This window comes from Thermodesulfobacteriota bacterium (assembly GCA_034189135.1).
Lineage (GTDB): Bacteria > Desulfobacterota > Desulfobacteria > Desulfobacterales > JAUWMJ01 > JAUWMJ01.
In genome coordinates this window covers 1-17182 of record JAXHVO010000112.1, presented here as the reverse complement: position 1 = coordinate 17182, position 17182 = coordinate 1, and the positions used below count along the sequence as shown (strand labels likewise).

General features: G+C 44.6%; 14 protein-coding genes. 1 reads left to right on the top strand and 13 read right to left on the bottom strand.

Translation table 11 applies throughout. The features are described 5' to 3' along the window. Positions 1 to 150: 150 nt before the first annotated feature. Positions 151 to 2556 carry a PBP1A family penicillin-binding protein gene (locus SWH54_16270; protein ID MDY6792820.1) on the top strand — a complete coding sequence of 802 codons (2406 nt, stop codon included), beginning with the start codon at positions 151 to 153 and terminating at the stop codon, positions 2554 to 2556. Positions 2557 to 2756: 200 nt separating this feature from the next. Here the strand turns inward: SWH54_16270 and SWH54_16265 are convergent, their stop codons facing one another. The 13 genes from SWH54_16265 to SWH54_16205 all read right to left on the bottom strand — a co-directional run bounded on the left by SWH54_16265 (position 2757) and on the right by SWH54_16205 (position 16994). Beyond that, entirely contained in the window at positions 2757 to 3461 is a 705-nt protein-coding gene (locus tag SWH54_16265) for an ABC transporter ATP-binding protein (GenBank protein MDY6792819.1), read from the bottom strand. Next, on the bottom strand, positions 3448 to 4173 hold the full coding sequence (locus tag SWH54_16260) for an ABC transporter ATP-binding protein (GenBank protein ID MDY6792818.1): 726 nt from the start codon (positions 4171 to 4173) through the stop codon (positions 3448 to 3450). The genes SWH54_16265 and SWH54_16260 overlap by 14 nt, the downstream gene beginning before the upstream one ends. After that, positions 4170 to 5180, bottom strand: a complete 1011-nt coding sequence (locus tag SWH54_16255; GenBank protein ID MDY6792817.1) for a branched-chain amino acid ABC transporter permease — start codon at positions 5178 to 5180, stop codon at positions 4170 to 4172. The genes SWH54_16260 and SWH54_16255 overlap by 4 nt, the downstream gene beginning before the upstream one ends. Positions 5181 to 5199: 19 nt before the next feature. Beyond that, on the bottom strand, positions 5200 to 6075 hold the full coding sequence (locus tag SWH54_16250) for a branched-chain amino acid ABC transporter permease (GenBank protein MDY6792816.1): 876 nt from the start codon (positions 6073 to 6075) through the stop codon (positions 5200 to 5202). Between the two features lie 68 nt (positions 6076 to 6143). Further along, positions 6144 to 7346 (bottom strand): ABC transporter substrate-binding protein, encoded by a 1203-nt coding sequence (locus tag SWH54_16245; GenBank protein ID MDY6792815.1) that lies wholly within the window; start codon positions 7344 to 7346, stop codon positions 6144 to 6146. 504 nt (positions 7347 to 7850) lie between these two features. Next, the gene (locus SWH54_16240; GenBank protein ID MDY6792814.1) at positions 7851 to 8489 is read right to left on the bottom strand and encodes a response regulator transcription factor; all 639 of its coding nucleotides are present in this window, start codon (positions 8487 to 8489) and stop codon (positions 7851 to 7853) included. Positions 8490 to 8599: 110 nt separating this feature from the next. Further along, positions 8600 to 11053, bottom strand: a complete 2454-nt coding sequence (locus SWH54_16235) for a PAS domain S-box protein (GenBank protein MDY6792813.1) — start codon at positions 11051 to 11053, stop codon at positions 8600 to 8602. A gap of 105 nt (positions 11054 to 11158) precedes the next feature. After that, complete coding sequence (locus SWH54_16230) at positions 11159 to 12250, bottom strand: radical SAM protein (protein MDY6792812.1); 1092 nt, start codon at positions 12248 to 12250, stop codon at positions 11159 to 11161. A 54-nt stretch (positions 12251 to 12304) separates the two neighbouring features. Continuing rightward, positions 12305 to 13003 (bottom strand): ribonuclease III, encoded by a 699-nt coding sequence (gene rnc, locus SWH54_16225; protein ID MDY6792811.1) that lies wholly within the window; start codon positions 13001 to 13003, stop codon positions 12305 to 12307. A gap of 356 nt (positions 13004 to 13359) precedes the next feature. Beyond that, positions 13360 to 14211, bottom strand: coding sequence for a PHP domain-containing protein (locus SWH54_16220; GenBank protein ID MDY6792810.1), 852 nt, complete (start codon positions 14209 to 14211; stop codon positions 13360 to 13362). A gap of 5 nt (positions 14212 to 14216) precedes the next feature. Continuing rightward, on the bottom strand, positions 14217 to 14579 hold the full coding sequence (gene dksA / locus SWH54_16215) for an RNA polymerase-binding protein DksA (protein MDY6792809.1): 363 nt from the start codon (positions 14577 to 14579) through the stop codon (positions 14217 to 14219). A gap of 586 nt (positions 14580 to 15165) precedes the next feature. After that, on the bottom strand, positions 15166 to 16203 hold the full coding sequence (locus SWH54_16210; GenBank protein MDY6792808.1) for an ABC transporter ATP-binding protein: 1038 nt from the start codon (positions 16201 to 16203) through the stop codon (positions 15166 to 15168). Then, a complete protein-coding gene (locus SWH54_16205; protein ID MDY6792807.1) occupies positions 16200 to 16994 on the bottom strand; it encodes an ABC transporter permease in 795 nt (264 codons plus the stop codon). Before SWH54_16205 ends, SWH54_16210 begins: the two co-directional genes overlap by 4 nt. Positions 16995 to 17182 lie beyond the last annotated feature (188 nt).

Sequence of the window (17182 nt, the reverse complement as noted above, 5' to 3'; positions counted from 1 at the left end):
CCGGGAAAACTGTTAAAAACTTTACTGAATTACCCGTACACGTATATAAAGTCAATTTATTTTTAAATTTACCGGCACCTTGCTTAATCGCTTAAAATTTGGTACGACAGGCAAAAATAAAAAATATGATTTTAAGGGAGTATGACCACCATGCCTCAACGAAGAAGTACCACTGAAATATTGAAAAAACGCGCCAGACCGAGTGAAGGAATCAGTGTAAGGTTAATTATTAAATATTCCCTGTTGGCAGCCGTTTTTATCATTTTGTCCGGCGTTCTTGCATCAGTGATCATTTATCTTTATTTAAGCAAAGATCTTCCTAAAATTGCTTCTTTAACCGAATATCATCCTTCAATAATAACAGAGGTTTATTCTGACGACAACAGAAAAATTGCTGAGTTTTATCATGAACGCAGGGAGGTCGTTCCTTTATCGGAAATTCCAGCCATGTTGATTGAGGCCTTCATTGCTTCGGAAGATGCAAGATTTTACAAGCACCAGGGGGTTGACTTTTTCAGCATTGTTAGAGCCTTTATTAAAAATCTTGAGGCCGGTGAAATTGTACAGGGAGGTAGCACCATTACCCAGCAGGTGACCAAATCGTTTTTTTTGACACCGGAAAGAAGCTATACCAGGAAAATAAAGGAGGCCATACTTGCCTATCGGATTGATAAAACCTTTTCCAAACAGGAGATTCTGTATTTATATTTAAATCAGATATATCTGGGACATGCGGCTTACGGCGTGGAGGCCGCATCGGAAAATTATTTTGCAAAATCCGCTAAAGAATTAAACCTGGCCGAATGTGCACTTTTGGCTGGACTGCCACAGGCACCCAGTCGATATTCTCCCTTCAGATTTCCTGAAAGAGCAAAACAGCGTCAGATCTACGTTTTAAACCGTATGGTCGCAGAGGGATATATTACCAATATTCAAGCCACCCGGGCCATTAATGTGCAACTTGATATTCAACCGAGGCGGAACTGGTATATTGAAAAGGTTCCTTTTTATACCGAGCATGTCAGGCGGTATATCGAAAAAAAATACGGTCCTGAAATTTTGTACCGGGAAGGCCTCAAAATCTATACCTGCGTAAATATCGAGATGCAAAAAATTGCGCGGGAAGAGATCGAAAAAGGTTTGAAAGCGCTTGATAAACGCCAGGGCTATCGAGGTCCGGTGAAACATCTGATTAAGGAGGAAATCGAAGCATTTTCCAAAGAACTGCAGGTCGAAATCGATGAAACGCCCATTGAGAAAGGAAAGATACTCAAAGGTGTGGTCATCCAGGTGGATGATAAAAACAATACCACTACCGTTCGCATGGGCAACACCCGGGGGGTGATTGAAATTTCAGATATGGGTTGGGCCAGAAAGCCTGATCCGGAGGTTCCTTTTCGCGAAAATGCGGTGAAACATCCCGGCCGGGTTTTAAAACAAGGCGATGTGATACTGGTAAAAGTAAAGGATAAAAAAGAAGGCAGTGAGTTGTGGAGCCTCGCACTGGAACAGATTCCCAAAGCCGAAGGGGCCCTTTTGTCTTTAGAGGCTGAAACAGGTCATGTAAAGGCAATGATAGGTGGTCGTGATGCCAGAGAAACCCAGTTTAACCGGGCGATACAATCAAGACGCCAACCCGGTTCCGCCTTTAAACCGATCATCTATGCCGCAGCAATCGATATGGGGTATACACCGGCAACCACCATTATCGATTCTCCCATCGTGTTTAAAGATGAAGAACAGGATTTAAAATGGAAGCCTAAAAATTATGGAAAAAAATTTTACGGGCCCACCCTGTTTCGAACAGCGCTGGCAAAATCCCGCAATGTGGTCACCATCAAAATTCTGCAGGACATCGGGATCGATTACGCCATTGATTACGCCAGAAAGCTCGGGATTAATTCCAATTTAAACAGAGATCTTTCCATAGCCCTGGGTTCTTCCGGTGTATCTCTGCTTGAACTGGTGAACGCATATTCGGTGTTCAACAATTTTGGCTACCTGGTTGAGCCGGTGTTTATTACGAAAATTATTGATCGAGATGGAAACGTGCTGGAAGAATCTGTCCCGACCAAGGAAAAAGCCATAGAAAAAACCACGGCCTATATCATGACCAACCTTCTCGAAGGTGTGGTTCAACATGGAACCGGCTGGAGGGCCAAAGCTTTGGGCAGACCGACTGCCGGTAAGACCGGGACCACCAACGACCTGTTTGATGCCTGGTTTTTAGGATACACACCGCGTTATATATCCGGTGTGTGGGTCGGATTTGACGAGGAGAGCTCACTGGGGGTATATGAAACCGGTTCCAAGGCGGCCTGTCCCATCTGGCTGGGTTATATGAAACGCATCCTTGACAAAAAAGCGGTGAGGATTTTTCAGGTACCTGAAGGGGTTGTTTTTTCCCAGATCGATGCAAAAACAGGCCTGTTGCCTATTACTGAATCAGAAGAGACCATTTTTGAATGTTTTAAGGAAGGGACTGTTCCCACCGAATATACCCCAAAACCTGATTCGATTACCGAGCCGGAACAGTTTTATAAAATGGATATGTAGTTATAACTCTATGCGGACAATCTGATTTCAAAGCAGGATCCGAAAAAAAGGATAACTGCTGGGAATCTACATCATGTTACGGGTCTTCTTTTTTAAACACGAAACTCGTACCTCGAAATTCGTAAAATCATCTTTCAACGCAAAAAACTAGGTATTGGCTGAAAACGATAACAACTGGTCGATATTGTTGTACTTAAAACCTAAATCCCTAAAAAAGCCTCCCTAATCTGCTCGTCTTCCCTGAGCTCGCTGCCTTTTCCTTCAAGGACGATACGTCCGTTTTCCATAACATAGGCCCGGTCGCACATGGCAAGGGTCTGGGTTACATTTTGTTCAACAAGCAAAATGGTGACTCCCTCATCTTTGATTCTTCTGATCATGGCAAAGATTTCCTGAACCAGAATGGGAGCCAGGCCCAAGGAGGGTTCATCAAACATCATAATTTTTGGCAGAGACATCAGGCCTCTTCCGATGGCGGCCATTTGTTGTTCCCCACCTGAAAGGGTTCCGGCCATCTGTTTTCTTCTTTCTTTCATTCTGGGGAAAAGCTCAAACACATGTTCCATGGTTTGGTATCGCTTTGCTTTCGCCTCCCCGTAAAGGGAGCCCATGATCAGGTTTTCTTCCACACTCATCTCGGGAAAAAGCCGTCTTCCTTCCGGGACATGCACGATACCAAGCTGAATGATTTCATACGGATCGTGATGATCAAGTCGAGCACCGTTGAATTCAATGGTTCCCTTTGCAGGAGTAAGCAGTGAAGAAAGCGTCTTAATGGTGGTCGATTTTCCTGCGCCATTGGCACCGATCAATACCAGAATTTCGCCCTCCCGAATTTCGAATGAGACATCCCACAGAACCTGCAAATCTCCATAAAAAACGTCGATATTATTAACCGTGAGCATATTCTTCCCCCAGATAAGCTTCAATGACCGCCTTGTTATTGGACACCTCTTTAGGTATTCCTTCGGCAATGGTCTGACCGAAATTAATGGCATGGATGCGGTCGGATATGGTCATAATCACCTTCATGATATGTTCTACAATAATAATGGTGACCCCTTTATCGCGGATCTTCTTGATTAAATCAATGGCGGCATCAAGTTCCGTGGGGTTTAGGCCGGCTGCGGTCTCATCCAGAAGTAACAGTTCCGGCCGGGTGGCCATGGCTCGGGCAATTTCAAGGCGTTTTCGTTCACCGATGGGAAGGCTTTTAGCGATAATCTCTTTTCGGTGTGCCAGCCCGCAAAATTCCAGGGTCTCCATTGCCACATCACGAGCCTCATGCTTGGTTTTAACTTTGGAAAATGCGGCGGCAATGACATTGTCCAGAACCGATAACCTGCCTAACGGTTTGACCACCTGAAATGTTCTGCCGATGCCGATTTTGCATATTTTGTTGGTCTTCAAGCTGGTAATATTCTGATCTTTAAAATAGATATCTCCACCTGTGACCGGGTAATAGCTGCTGATACAGTTGAAAATAGTGGTTTTCCCCGAACCGTTGGGACCGATCAGGCCGAAAATTTCCCCCTTTTCAACCTGAAAGGATACATTATTAACCGCTGCCAGACCGCCAAAATGTTTAGTCAGATTCTTGACTTCAAATAAAATCAAGTGGCTGCCTCCTTCTTTTTAATGGAAAAAAATCTGCCGATAATTCTGTTCCAATCACCCACAATGCCATTGGGCAGGTATAAAATAACCAGAACAACCAGGATACCGAATCCCAACACATGGGCTTGTGAGATATACTTGGCTGCAACTACGAGAAAATCCGAGCCGGTTAATGCGGCCATGCCTTTGAAAAAACCGAAAAAACCGGTTCTGAAAAATTCATGTACAGCGACCATCACAAAGGCACCCACGGCCGGACCGTAAATGGTTCCCACACCACCCACAATTCCCACCAGAATCGCCATAATCGAAATGTCGTGGAGAGAGAACACCACCTCAGGATCGATAAAGCCCATGTAATTCATAAACAGCGATCCTGCCATTCCGGTAAGAAATGCCGCGATGTTCAAAGAAACCATTTTGTAATGATGAGTATTGATGCCCAGGCTCTCCGCTGCATCCTGGTCTTCACGTATGGAAAGAAAATAATATCCCCATTTGGATCGCATCACAACCTGAACAAATAAGACCGATACAACAGCCAGAACAAGTGCAATATAATAATAGGGAATTTTGGAAACAAAGCTCGGCATAATGAGAATACCCACCATGCCCTGCGTTAATGGCTCTGCAATGGTGGCAATATGCCGGCACACCTCATTTAAGGCCAGAGAGGCAAGTGCAAAATAGGCACCTCTTAGCCGAAAACAGATCCATCCAAAAGGAAAAGCAACGGCCATGGCCATGAGGCCCCCAAAGGCCATTCCCCACCAGGCCGAAATATGAAAATGATGAGCCAGAAGTCCTGCCGTATAGGCCCCTGTGCCGAAAAAAGCCGCATCGCCAAAAGATACCTGGCCGGTAAAACCTGCAATTACGTTCCATCCTGAGCCGATCGCCACCCATATAAATACCAGGATAAAAAGATGCTGGTAATATGCATTTTGCACCACCAGGGGAAAGATGAGCAGGATGATAAGTAGAATCAAAGGCATAAATTTTTTCATGCTTTTCCTCTTAATATGGTTAAATCTTGGTCAACCGCTTAAAACCACCGGGCAAAAACAACAGCACCAGGATAAAAATTAAAAGACCGATCATATCGTCATAAGCCATGCCAATATAAGTGGCGCCAAAGGCTTCTGCCAGCCCCAGGGTTAAGCCGCCGAAAATCGCTCCCACGGTAGATCCTAAACCACCCAGGATGGTGATGACGAACGCTTTTCGGGTAAAGGGCCCGCCGATATCGGGAAAGAGATAATAAACCGGCATCAACACCGTACCTGCGACAGCCACAAGCGCAGAACCCAGGCCAAATGTAATCACCGTAATGCGTTTGGAATTCACCCCCATCAGCAATGCCGCATCTTTATCCTGGGCAGTGGCGCGAATCGATCTCCCGATATCCGTTTTCAGCAAAAACCAGAACATAAACAGGGTAAATGCAATAGCGATACAAAAGGCAATGACAAGAGCCACGCTGAAGGAGATCTCTCCCAGAAAGAAGGTGGCATCGGAATAGCTGGTTTGAACCGATTTATAATCGGAAGTAAAAATAAATCTGGCAATTTCGGTCAGCACCATCCCAATCCCCACGGTCATCAATACCTGGTTTTCCGGTAAAATAGATTCCACCTCCATGAGGGGATTTAGCGTGTATTTTTGAATGACCACCCCCAGAAAAAACAGGGCGGGCATGCTGACGAAAAGCGATATATACGGATCTATACCCAGATAATGGGACAACACAAAGGTCACATACATGGCCACCATCATCAACTGGCCGTGAGCCAGGTTAATAATGCCCATCACTCCCATAATCAGGCTCATCCCAATACCGATGAGACCGTAAAGGCCGCCTTTTAAAATCCCGGCCACCAGTGTTTGCAGAAAAACCTCCATAGAATCACTCCTGTACTATAACTCAACCAGTTAACGAAAAGGGCGGGAAAGCCCCGCCCTTTTATCGGTTACCGCTTGCTCCATTTGGGTGTGGGATACACATAACCCTTGGTAGCAACCTTTTTGGGCCATACCGTCTCAAGATTACCGTCTACCCATTGTACTAGAAATGTGGGGAGTTTATTCTGATTGGTCTTTTTACCATAAGAGATAAACTTGACCGGGCCGAAGGAGGTAATCAGGTTGGTGTTTGCCAGGGCATTCCTCACATCCTTGCGGGTCAGTGATTTTGTTCTTTTTAGAGCGTCTGCAATGACATACATGGCAGAATAGGCCTCAGCACCGTGATATTCGGTGGGTTCATTGTATTTCTCAACAAATTTGTCATAATAGGCCTTGGCTCCGGGATAGGGGACAGACGGTGTCCACAGAGTGGCGGAATAAACAAATTCCGAGGCTTTTCCCGCGTTCTTCTTGAATTCAGGCAGGGTAAATCCGGCTGCTCCACCCACGAAAAGTTTGGGATTCAGGTTGAGCTCCTTGGATTGTCTCATAAGCAAAGAGGCGTCCATAATATAAGAAATCATATAAACCAGGTCTGCCTTCTTGGACTTGACTTGCGTCAGCAATGGTTTGAAATCGATGGCGCCGGCTTCGTAACCTTCCTTCATTACCACTTCCAGGCCGAGTTTTTCGCATTGCTTGACAAACTTTTTAGAACCGGACTGACCAAACAGAGAATTCTCATGAAGGATGGCAACGGTCTTTACATCTGTGGCCACGGCTTGCAAAAATGATGCAAATGCACCCGGATATTCACTCACCGGCGGATTCAGTCGGAAGATGTATTCCCATCCCTGCTCGGTAATTTTATCGGCAGATCCTGTGTTGACCAGAAACGGCACCTTGTTTTGCTGGGCCACGGCAATGGTTGCCCAGGTGACTGAGCTGGAATACCCGCCACCTAACATCACTACCTTGTCCTGGGTGATCAGCTTCTCAACGGCAGAACGCCCCACATCCGGTTTTCCGGTGGTGTCTTCGATAATCAGTTCGATTTTTTTGCCGTTTACCCCTCCTGCCGCGTTGATCTCCTGAAGGGCCATGAGAAATGATTTGTTTTCAATCTCACCAAACTTGGCCAGTTTTCCGGTGAGAGGCAAAACAATTCCCACCTTGATTGTATCTGCAGCCATTGATTGGGATACCCCCAAAGTAAAAACTAAGGCAGCCGCTACCAACAGGCCGATTAATACTTTTGACTTTTTCATCAGATTCCCCTCCTTTTATTGTGTTAATAATCCAAGATAACATTACCCCCAAATAATCATTGATATGAGTAGCAGACTGTCGAAACGGTGTCAACCCGACTATTTCTGATTTTTTTGTAAGAAATTTCCTTACAGAGACGGTTAGGCTTATGACTTATGTATCTGAGGGGTTAGGGGGTTTTTCATCAATGGCCTTTTTGGTGAACTGTTTGAGTTTTAATGATTGATAGTGGTTTGTCCGGAGAAGCGCCCATTTGCCCGTATCAGCCTTAACAATCATTTCGAGAAACTGGCGTACGGTCCGCCTAGGCGGACTGAGATTCGATTTGAACCAGCCCCAAGGAACAGAACCCCACGGCAGCATTGATCGTCTCTGCCTGTATGGATTTAACTGAGAAGATAGGGGGCGTGTACAGAGTGCTGGTCTTATTTGTTAAGGCTGATACGGGCAAATGGCCGCTTCTCCGGACGAGCTGAGTAGGGATTGAAAAACTCCCCGACCCCTCATGTATCTATCAGGTTGTTCTGTATGGCAAAACGCGAAAGCTCGGCATTATTTCTCAGGTTGAGCTTTTTCAATAAGCGGAACCTGTAAGTGTCCACAGTTTTAATGCTGATGCCGTATGCTTTGGCTATTTCACGGTTGGTATGTCCCATGGCCAGACGTCTTAATACCTGGAGCTCTCGCATGGAAAGCGAATCGAGGGGAGACTGGCCATGGGCCCCCCTGGCCACACTGAGAGCCAGAGCTTCCGTACCTTCATCCGTCAAGTAACGGTAACCGGAAAAAACTTTTCGTATGGCTTTTACCAGCTGTTCCGGAGCAGACTGCTTGGTAATATACCCCATGGCGCCTGCTTCTATGGCCCGAACCACATACTGTCCTTCTTCGTGCATGGTTAATATAAGAACAGGCAGATCAGGATAGTTTATTTTAAGCTGGCTGATCACTTCCAGACCATCGAGACCGGGCATGGAAATATCGATAATGGCCACATCAGGGGATGTGTGATGGACCTGCTCAATGGCTTCCCTGCCGTCAGCCGCTTCAGCAATAACCTCCATGTCTCCGCTCTCTTCGACAATTCGGCGAAGTCCGGCCCTCACAATGCTGTGGTCATCAGCCAGTAAAACTTTAATCATTGCATATTCCTAGGTTGTAAACGTTTACGGTTCATGTCGATAAAATTGCTGCAAAATCAATGACTTGTATGCATTCACCGATGCGGTGCCTGTGGACGCATGTCCTATTTTTAATTCCGGTCATTGAGAGGTACTTTGAAATAGACTCGGGTGCCTTTTTCCTGGCGGGAGTGAACTTCCAAAATTCCTCCAGCCAGGCTGGCCCGTTCCTGCATTCCGGCCACTCCCAGACATTCGGACTCCGACAATTCAAGGGCATTGAATCCGTGACCATTGTCCACCACTGCCAGCGTGAGTATACCTCTTTCAATCTTTAAAGCAACATCCACCCGTTCGGCAAAAGAATGACGCGCGACGTTGGTTAAGGCTTCCTGTGCAATTCGATAAGATGCGGTGGCAACGGTATCATTGGTAACCGGAATCTTCATATGTTCAAAAACACAAGTAATCCCTGTGCGCTTTTCAAAATCGGTGGTGTACCACTCCAGCGCATCGACCAGTCCCAGATCGTCAAGCACGCCTGGACGAAGGCGGAAGGCCATGCTTCTGACGTCATTAATGGTTTTGTCGATGAGGTGGCACATGGTCAAGGCACGTTCAGCAGCTATAAGATCAGTCTTTTTAAAGCGTGTTTGAATCCACACCGAATCCATACGGAGAGCGGTCAACACCTGACCAAGTTCATCATGTAGTTCACGTGCAATTAAAGATCTTTCCTTTTCCTGGTTGGTCATTATGCTGCCGGAAAGTCGTCTGAGCTGGTCCTGGGCCTTTTTTACCGCACTCATGTCTGTTGAAATGGAGCACACGCCGCTAACACTCCCCGATTCATCATAAACGGGAAATTTGACGGATAGATAGGTGTGAACCACTTCATTTTGCGAAATGTGTTCCTCCACCTGAAATGAACGCTTTTCCTCCAGAGCTTTCAGATCGTTGGTTCGGAACTGGTCTGCCACCTCTTCGGGCAGAATTTCATAATCCGTTTTTCCTCTCACCCCATCGTTTTGCACTTCAAATAATTCTTCATACCGGGAATTTACCAAAACGTATCTGCCTTGTTGATCTTTTATATACACGACGGCGGGGGTGTATTTAAGGATGTTTGAAATCTCTCTGGTCCTGTTTCTGACCTGCCGTTCCAGGTCTTTTGAGTATTGGCCGAGTTTTTCCTTTGCCCGCTTCAAAGCCTCCTCGGCTCTTTTTCGTTCGGTCACATCAATCGAGACAGCAAGGGATCGAATGATGTTACCATCTTCATCCCGATCTCCGATAGCGGAAAGAAGAACGTCTATGGTGCTTCCGTTTTTTCTGACAAATTGATAGGGGACATCTTTGCAAAATCCGGTTTTGATAAATTGGGGAAAGACATTTTTTTCCGCATGAAAGCGTGAGGCTTCAGTGAAAAACCGGGTAAGTTTTTGTCCGATGACTTCTTTACGCTTATAGCCAAGCGCTTCGATCCAATGGTCACTGACACTGACCAACCTCCCTGTTATGTCAATAGAATGGAGCATGGCAGGTGTGTTGTGATAGATAGAGCGATATCGTTTTTCACTTTCACGCAACGCTTTTTCGGCCGATTTACGCTGAGTGATTTCAATGCTTGCCTTCCTGAAGAGAAAGAAAACCGAAATCCCGATTAAAATGCATAATGTCAGGACAATCGGTCCTATTATCTTGAGGAAAGGATCTGCAACTGCTTTTGAAATAGCTGTAAGGCTGCTAAGATGAATAATATTCCAGCCGGTATAATTTTTAATTCCCGATAGATGAATGAGATACTTGTTTCCTTTGCGATCGACAATATAGTCTCCCCTTGATTCCAGACCGGTCCAATTCCAGGGGCCTTTACCAAACTGTCGTGATTGGGCAATTTGAGGAATTTCTTCGGAAGAAAATTTCCATATTAACTGGTACAGCCATTTTTTGCGATTCGATATAAAAATAACCCCATGCGGGTCGGTGACCAATACTATTTCGTTATAAGGGGTCTCTATCTCTTTTTCGATCAGTTCAATAGAGGCCTTGATGACCACGATTCCCAAAGGTTCGCTTTGTGTGTTTTCGTAGATCGGATGGCTGTAATATGCTCCCCGCTTTCCGGATGTAACGCCAAGGGCAAGATAGATCGCAGGTTTTCCCTGTATCGCCTGTTTAAAGTATGGCCGGAAAGCAAAATTTTTTCCAACGAAGCTGTCCGGGTCATGACGGTTGCTGGAAGCAATAGTCAGTCCATTGCTGTTCATCAGGTAACAGACATCCACATCCAATGTTTTCTTAAAATGGTCTAGAACAGTATTTGCTTTTGATAGGGAATCCGTATTGATGTAGTTTAGCACATGATGAAGATGGGGCATTCCTGCCAGGGTTTTCACCGGTTTAACGTTTTCCGAAAGAAACGAAGACAGGTTCTTTTTTATCATCTCAAGGCGGGATTTTGCCTGTCGTTTGGCCTCGTTAAACGCAGATTCTTTTATGGAAGAATAATAAAAATATCCTCCGGTCGATGCAGACAAAAAAGCAAGTAAGGATAACACCAGTAGAATGATACGTAGTTTCATGGATTCAGAAAAATAAAATCGTCAACTTATTGTCAACTTTACTTAATAAAAAGAGCAACAGTTTCATATCGTTACATTCATCATTAAGATATTTTGCCGGTACTGCTAAAAATGTCTAAGACAATCATTGACCATCAGACTGTTTGTTGTCAGAGACGGTTCAGGAATTATTTTTATCGATTTGATGTCATATTTTGCTTTAAGCGTTTCGATATTTTTGTTTTTTAAACCTCTCATATTAGAGATGGATCGAGGATGAACTTTTATACTGATTTCGTTTTCAATGTTCTTGATTGGGTTTAAGATGGACATCGCCATATCAAGAAAAATACGGGAATAAACCAGGTGGCCAAAGGCGGAATGATATGGACCGGCTAGAATTTCCGAACCTTTTTCCAGATCTTTTGAAGCCTGAAGTCCCATGCGAATGACCTTAATATTATTTTTACGAAACAGCAGATACAGCTTTTTAACCAGAGTAATGCATGGGTCAAGCGAAATGGGAGTATATTTTTTATTTTGATACCATTTGGCCAGGAGGCTGCCGGCCAGAACCACGGTGGGATAAATCCTGACAAAATCAGGAGACAGGTCCACAAGCTGACATGCGGTAAGTTGGGCGTTGCTGTCATCATCACCGGGCAACCCGACCATCATCTGAAGCCCAATTTCATAATTTCGTTCTTTAAGAAGTTGTACCGCCTTTCTAGTGTCGGCAGATGTGTGCCCCCGTTTTGACATGGCAAGCACATGATCATTCATAGACTGGACCCCGAGCTCAATGGTGGACACAGGAAACGAAGCTAAGATATCAAGGGATTTATTATTAATCGTGTCCGGGCGCGTAGAAAAACGAAGGCTGTCTGCACTGCCGGCAGTGACAAATTTACCGGCCTCATGGAGCAAAGCTTCAATATGTGAGGTGGTTAACCCCAAAAAATTTCCACCGAAAAAGGCAATTTGAACCAAGTCTCTGTCTTTCCTCTTATATTTAAGAAAGCGATTGATGATTTGGTGAAGTTTTTCAGCAGAAGGAATTTTATGCTTTATGCTGGTAATTGCGCTCTGGTTACAGAATGCACACTGATGGGGACACCCGATGTTGGGAAGGAAAACAGGAATGATGAAGGGGTTTTTGCTGGATACCGCATACTGGGTACTGGATGATCGTTCCCGGCCAGTTAAAGTTTTCTCCATAAATCTAAATTCAGCGTCTTTAAACCGATGCAAATCTGAATGCAATATATGCTATTAAGCATCGGGATTTAGGATCTTAAGGGCTTTTTTAGCAGCATCCTGTTCGGCAAGCTTTATGCTTTTACCGACGCCTTCCGTCTGCAGTTCTTTAACGGAAAGTTGTACGGTAAAAGTTTTATCATGATCCGGACCGCTTGCGTTGATCACGGCATAATAGGGCACCATCTTTTTGCTTACCTGAACAATCTCCTGCAGCTTGCTTTTATAGTCATGGTTTGCGTTTGAAGCGTCAATTGAGTTTAACAATGTCGAAAAATTATTTTCAATGGTATGAAATGCCGCATCAAAACCGCCATCAAGGTAAACCGCAGCGATAACCGCCTCTAAGGCATTCGCCAGGATGGAGCTTTTCTCCCGGCCTTTTGTATGAATTTCGCCTTTACCGAGCTGCATATACTTTCCAAGGTTCAAATTGCGGGCAATAACAGCCAACTGGGAATCATTAACAATATTTGCGCGCATTCTGGAGAGATCCCCTTCCTTTAGTTCGGGGTAGCGCAGCATCAGAGTATGTCCGGCAACAAGGCTCAAAACCGCATCGCCAAGAAATTCCAGACATTCATTGTCCCGCATACCGGCGTTCTGCTGTTCATTAACATATGAACTGTGCCGTAAAGCTTCCTCAAGCAACTTTGGATTACTGAATTTATACTGCAGTTTTTGTTCAACTTCCGAAAGGTCGATTTCTTCCATTTTTTCCTTTTGAGATCCTGGTTTATCCAATAGAGGAGTCGGGGAGTTTTTCAATCTTTACTCAGTCTTAACAATAATTTCAAGAAACTGACGCACGGTAGCAATCTCGCTGAGATTCGATCTGAACCAGCCCCCGCAAACAGGTTCCCTCGTCGGCAATGATCGTCTCTGCATGTATCGGTTTAACGCAAAAGACCGGAGGCGTGTACAGAGTACTGTACTTATTTGTTAAGGCTGATACGGGCAAATGGGCGCTTCTTCGGACGAAGCTCTAACAACCATAAAAGCGCAATCGGTTTACCAAAAAGGCCGTTGATAAGAGACTCCCCGATCCCTCATCATTTAACATTAAGATATTATGAACTCACCAGTTTCTCATAAATGTCGTACGGTACAAAAAAATCTCCCCTTCCGGATCCCATCTGGATGTTGGGTTTTAAGGAACCGTGAAAATCTGTGCCGCCTGTTTGAAGAAAGCCGTAGCGTTGAGCAAGTTCGATGTAAAAAGCGCTCATTTCAGGGGGATTTTCCGGATAATAGGTTTCAACTCCTTTAAGGCCCATGTCCTTTAACAGGACAAACAGATTTTGGGTTTCATTTTTGTCAAGGCCAAGGAGGATCGGGTGGGCCAAAACAGGAATTCCACCGGCATTAAGAATCATTTCTATCGCCTTTTCGCAGTCCACACGATACTTATCTACATATGCGGGCTTGCCTTGAGCGATATATTTATTAAATGCCTCATCAATCGTTTTGACAAACCCTCTTTTTAACATGTATCTGGCAATATGGGGTCTGCCTAGCTGACCATCACCAATTTCGCTTTCGACGTCCTCTAGGGAAAATTCAAAGCCCATGCGATTCAGCCGTTCCACAATCTGTGGGTTTCGATTTTTCCGGGCCTGCTGCAATACAGCAAGTGTTTTGTTTAACTGTGGGTCATCAAGCCTAATGGAATATCCTAATATATGAAAACTTCCGGCGTAAGAGATGGAAGGTGGGGAAGAAGCGCTTATTTCAACACCGGACAGAAACTTAACTGAAGACGGTATGCCTACCTGTAAAGCTTCTTTTGAGCCATCAATGGTATCATGATCGGTTATCGCAATGGCCCTGAGCTTAAGTTTTTGAGCCAGCTTGAGAATTTCGGTCGGAGAAAAGGTCCCATCAGATGCTGTTGAATGAACGTGGAGGTCTATTCCTTCCATGCCTGCTATAATCCGAGAGCTTTCTCAAGAGCCTCTTCTTTGGATTTGCATTCTATGCATTGAGAAGTCACCGGCCTGGCTTTCATCCTTTCAAGGGAAATCTCTTCACCGCAAGTCTCACATATTCCAAAGGTTCCGTCTTCAATACGGGCAAGGGCTTTCTTGATTTTTTTGATCAGTTTGCTTTCCCGGTCCCTTATCCGAAGCATGAAATTCCGGTCGGATTCAAGGGCGGCGCGGTCCGTCGGATCGGGAAAGTTTTCTTTTGGCCTGGTCATTCCTGAAACCGTATCATCTGCATGGCTTAAAAGCTCTTCCAGTCTGCCGGTCAAAAACTCTTTAAAATATTCGATATCTTTTTTTTTCATAATTATACCTTTTGATGTGTGTTTTAAAAAATTTAAAAATTTATCATAGCACATATTCTATGTAAAGCATAAAAATAGTATTTTTATCAATTTTTAAGACCTCGTGTATCAAATGGCAATTTAAGATGGGATTTTTACCAAACGGCCAAGACCCTATAAATACGTTTGAATTATCTCCCGATTAGTTGCAGTTAATTAAGGCAAGTCAAGTGAATAATCTTCAAGTGAGTCAGTGTTTTTTCAGAGGGTTCAAGGATTCCAGGATTCCAGGGTTCGAGTGATCCTCCGCAGAACAGGCGGATTAAAATACATAATAATTACAGAGAGTTGAAAGTCAAACGAAAATTATACAAATGCCGTCTATAGATATATTAGATAACGGCTCTTTAAAAAAAGCAAGATACGGGCTAACTTAACAGGTAAGAAGATCGGTTGTTTCTATCCTCTCAAATATAGCTAAAAGGTATTAAAGAAAAACAACCATGGATTACATTAGAAAACAGACCCTTGAACCCTTGACCCCTGGAATCCTGGCCCTCTTCTCCAACTAAATTGGAGAAGAACCAAACATTTTACCATGACTGCTTTAAAAAAGATGTATATCAGATGCTCGGATTGCTATATTTATGTGTTTGGTTTGCTGAAGATTCATTTCAAAAAGATCGCTTTTGCTGAGCATTGACTTGAAGACTACCTTTCCTGTGCGGGCGGAAATTTCGTGATACGGGCCGCGATTGGTCACATCCAACACCTTTCCGGTGAACACGTTCAGATCTTTTTTTAAAGGGATATCATTTTTTATTAAAACATCTTCAGGCCTGATAGCCACATAGCCTTTAGGGCCTGGCGGGAGGGTTTCGATTTGAAGCTCAAGACCATCCACCATTGCCTTTGAACCGTTAAAACTGGCGGGAAAAACATTCTTCATGCCCACAAATTCAGCGACAAATGGAGTTGCGGGTCTTTTGAAAACCTCAGCCACAGGTCCGATTTGTTCTATTTTCCCCCGGTTAATGATGGCTGTCCGCTGACCCAGAAACATGGCTTCAGCAAAATCGTGGGTGACCATTAAAAAAGTGGTTTCCAGTCTTTCATGGAGCTCTTTTAATATCTCACGAATTTCTTCCCGAAAATTAGGATCAAGCGCGGAAAGGGGTTCATCTAATAACAGAATGGTAGGATTTACTGCAAGGGCACGTGCCAGAGACACCCTCTGTTTTTCGCCTCCGCTAAGATGCTTTATGGAGCGCTGAACAAGGGGTTTGAGCCCCAGTTGCGCCATCAGTGTTTTAATTCTGTTTCCGGATGTGGGTTGTTTGTCTTTATAATAACGCAGGCCATAGGTGATGTTTTCCAAAACCGACAAATGGGGAAACAGGGCATAATCCTGGTATACGATACCGATGCCTCGCTGATCCGGTGGAAGATGGGTGACGTCCCTGCCTTTCACCAAAATATGACCACCGGTAATGGGCACTATACCGGCGATGGCTTCCAAAACAAGGGTCTTCCCAGCTCCGGTGGGGCCCAGAAAGGTAAAAAACTCTCCATCTTCAATGGAAAGATTGATGTCCTGCAAGGTAAAACCCGGCAGTTCTATGCGCAGGGACTCAATATTAATCATGCGTTACTCTCTTTTGGCAGAGAAACAATTCTTAACAGCAGAAACAGCGCCAGGCAAACCACAATGAGCCATACCGCCACCGGTTGGGAATATTTCAGGCCGTATGCGGTAAAGCGTTCATAAATCATTACCGGAGCAATCATCGGATGATAGGCCACAATAACCACAGCCCCGAATTCGCTGATGGCCCTGGCGCAGCACATAATAATTCCCACCAGCATAGAGCGCCACGCCAGTGGAAAGGTGACACGGAAAAATGTTCCGCTGAGAGAGGCGCCGAGACTTCTGGACACATTCTCCAATCGTACCGGGATTGCTTCAAATCCTGCCTTTACCGTGTTGATATAAAAGGGCAGACCCACAAAAGTAAGTACGGTCACAATTCCTGTGACCGTTCCCATAATATGTATTCCAACTCGCTGGATAATTTGTCCAAGCCAGTGATTTTGCCCTGCGATCCCTAAAATGGCGATGCCAACCACCGGGTGGGGGATCATTATGGGGAGATCCACAATACTTTCCACCAGTTTTTTCCCGGGAAATTCCTTTCTGGCGAGAAGGTAGGCAAAGGGAGTACCGATAATAAAGGATATGAATGCTGCCGTACCTGCAGTGTAAATGCTCAACCAGATTGAACGAAGTACATCCGGATCTTGGGCCGCCTCCTTAAGATGGTGAAAAGACGGTTGAATAACCATTTCAATTAAGGGAAAAAGGATAAACGCCACCACCGTGGAAGTAGTAAAAACAGCTATCCAGAAGAATGGATCAATTTTCTTTTTTATGATCATAACAAAATGTGATGAATTTATAAAAAAGCATAATTACCACCGAGGCCACGGAGATCACAGAGACAACTAGTTAGTGTCCATCCACGGATATAACTATCCGTAATACATAAAAAAAGCGCATTTTGTAGTGGACTTTTTATTCTTTTTGCAGTATATGAAAAAGCGACAACAATTTGATATAACTACAA

Excerpts from the sequence above, each read along its gene's own strand:
- SWH54_16245 (MDY6792815.1), bottom strand. The coding sequence starts at position 7,346 with ATGAAAAAGTCAAAAGTATTAATCGGCCTGTTGGTAGCGGCTGCCTTA.
- rnc (MDY6792811.1), bottom strand. The coding sequence starts at position 13,003 with ATGGAAGAAATCGACCTTTCGGAAGTTGAACAAAAACTGCAGTATAAA.
- SWH54_16235 (MDY6792813.1), bottom strand. The coding sequence starts at position 11,053 with ATGAAACTACGTATCATTCTACTGGTGTTATCCTTACTTGCTTTTTTG.
- SWH54_16255 (MDY6792817.1), bottom strand. The coding sequence starts at position 5,180 with ATGAAAAAATTTATGCCTTTGATTCTACTTATCATCCTGCTCATCTTT.
- SWH54_16240 (MDY6792814.1), bottom strand. The coding sequence starts at position 8,489 with ATGATTAAAGTTTTACTGGCTGATGACCACAGCATTGTGAGGGCCGGA.
- SWH54_16210 (MDY6792808.1), bottom strand. The coding sequence starts at position 16,203 with ATGATTAATATTGAGTCCCTGCGCATAGAACTGCCGGGTTTTACCTTG.
- SWH54_16265 (MDY6792819.1), bottom strand. The coding sequence starts at position 3,461 with ATGCTCACGGTTAATAATATCGACGTTTTTTATGGAGATTTGCAGGTT.
- SWH54_16220 (MDY6792810.1), bottom strand. The coding sequence starts at position 14,211 with ATGGAAGGAATAGACCTCCACGTTCATTCAACAGCATCTGATGGGACC.
- SWH54_16230 (MDY6792812.1), bottom strand. The coding sequence starts at position 12,250 with ATGGAGAAAACTTTAACTGGCCGGGAACGATCATCCAGTACCCAGTAT.
- SWH54_16270 (MDY6792820.1), top strand. The coding sequence starts at position 151 with ATGCCTCAACGAAGAAGTACCACTGAAATATTGAAAAAACGCGCCAGA.
- SWH54_16205 (MDY6792807.1), bottom strand. The coding sequence starts at position 16,994 with ATGATCATAAAAAAGAAAATTGATCCATTCTTCTGGATAGCTGTTTTT.
- SWH54_16250 (MDY6792816.1), bottom strand. The coding sequence starts at position 6,075 with ATGGAGGTTTTTCTGCAAACACTGGTGGCCGGGATTTTAAAAGGCGGC.
- dksA (MDY6792809.1), bottom strand. The coding sequence starts at position 14,579 with ATGAAAAAAAAAGATATCGAATATTTTAAAGAGTTTTTGACCGGCAGA.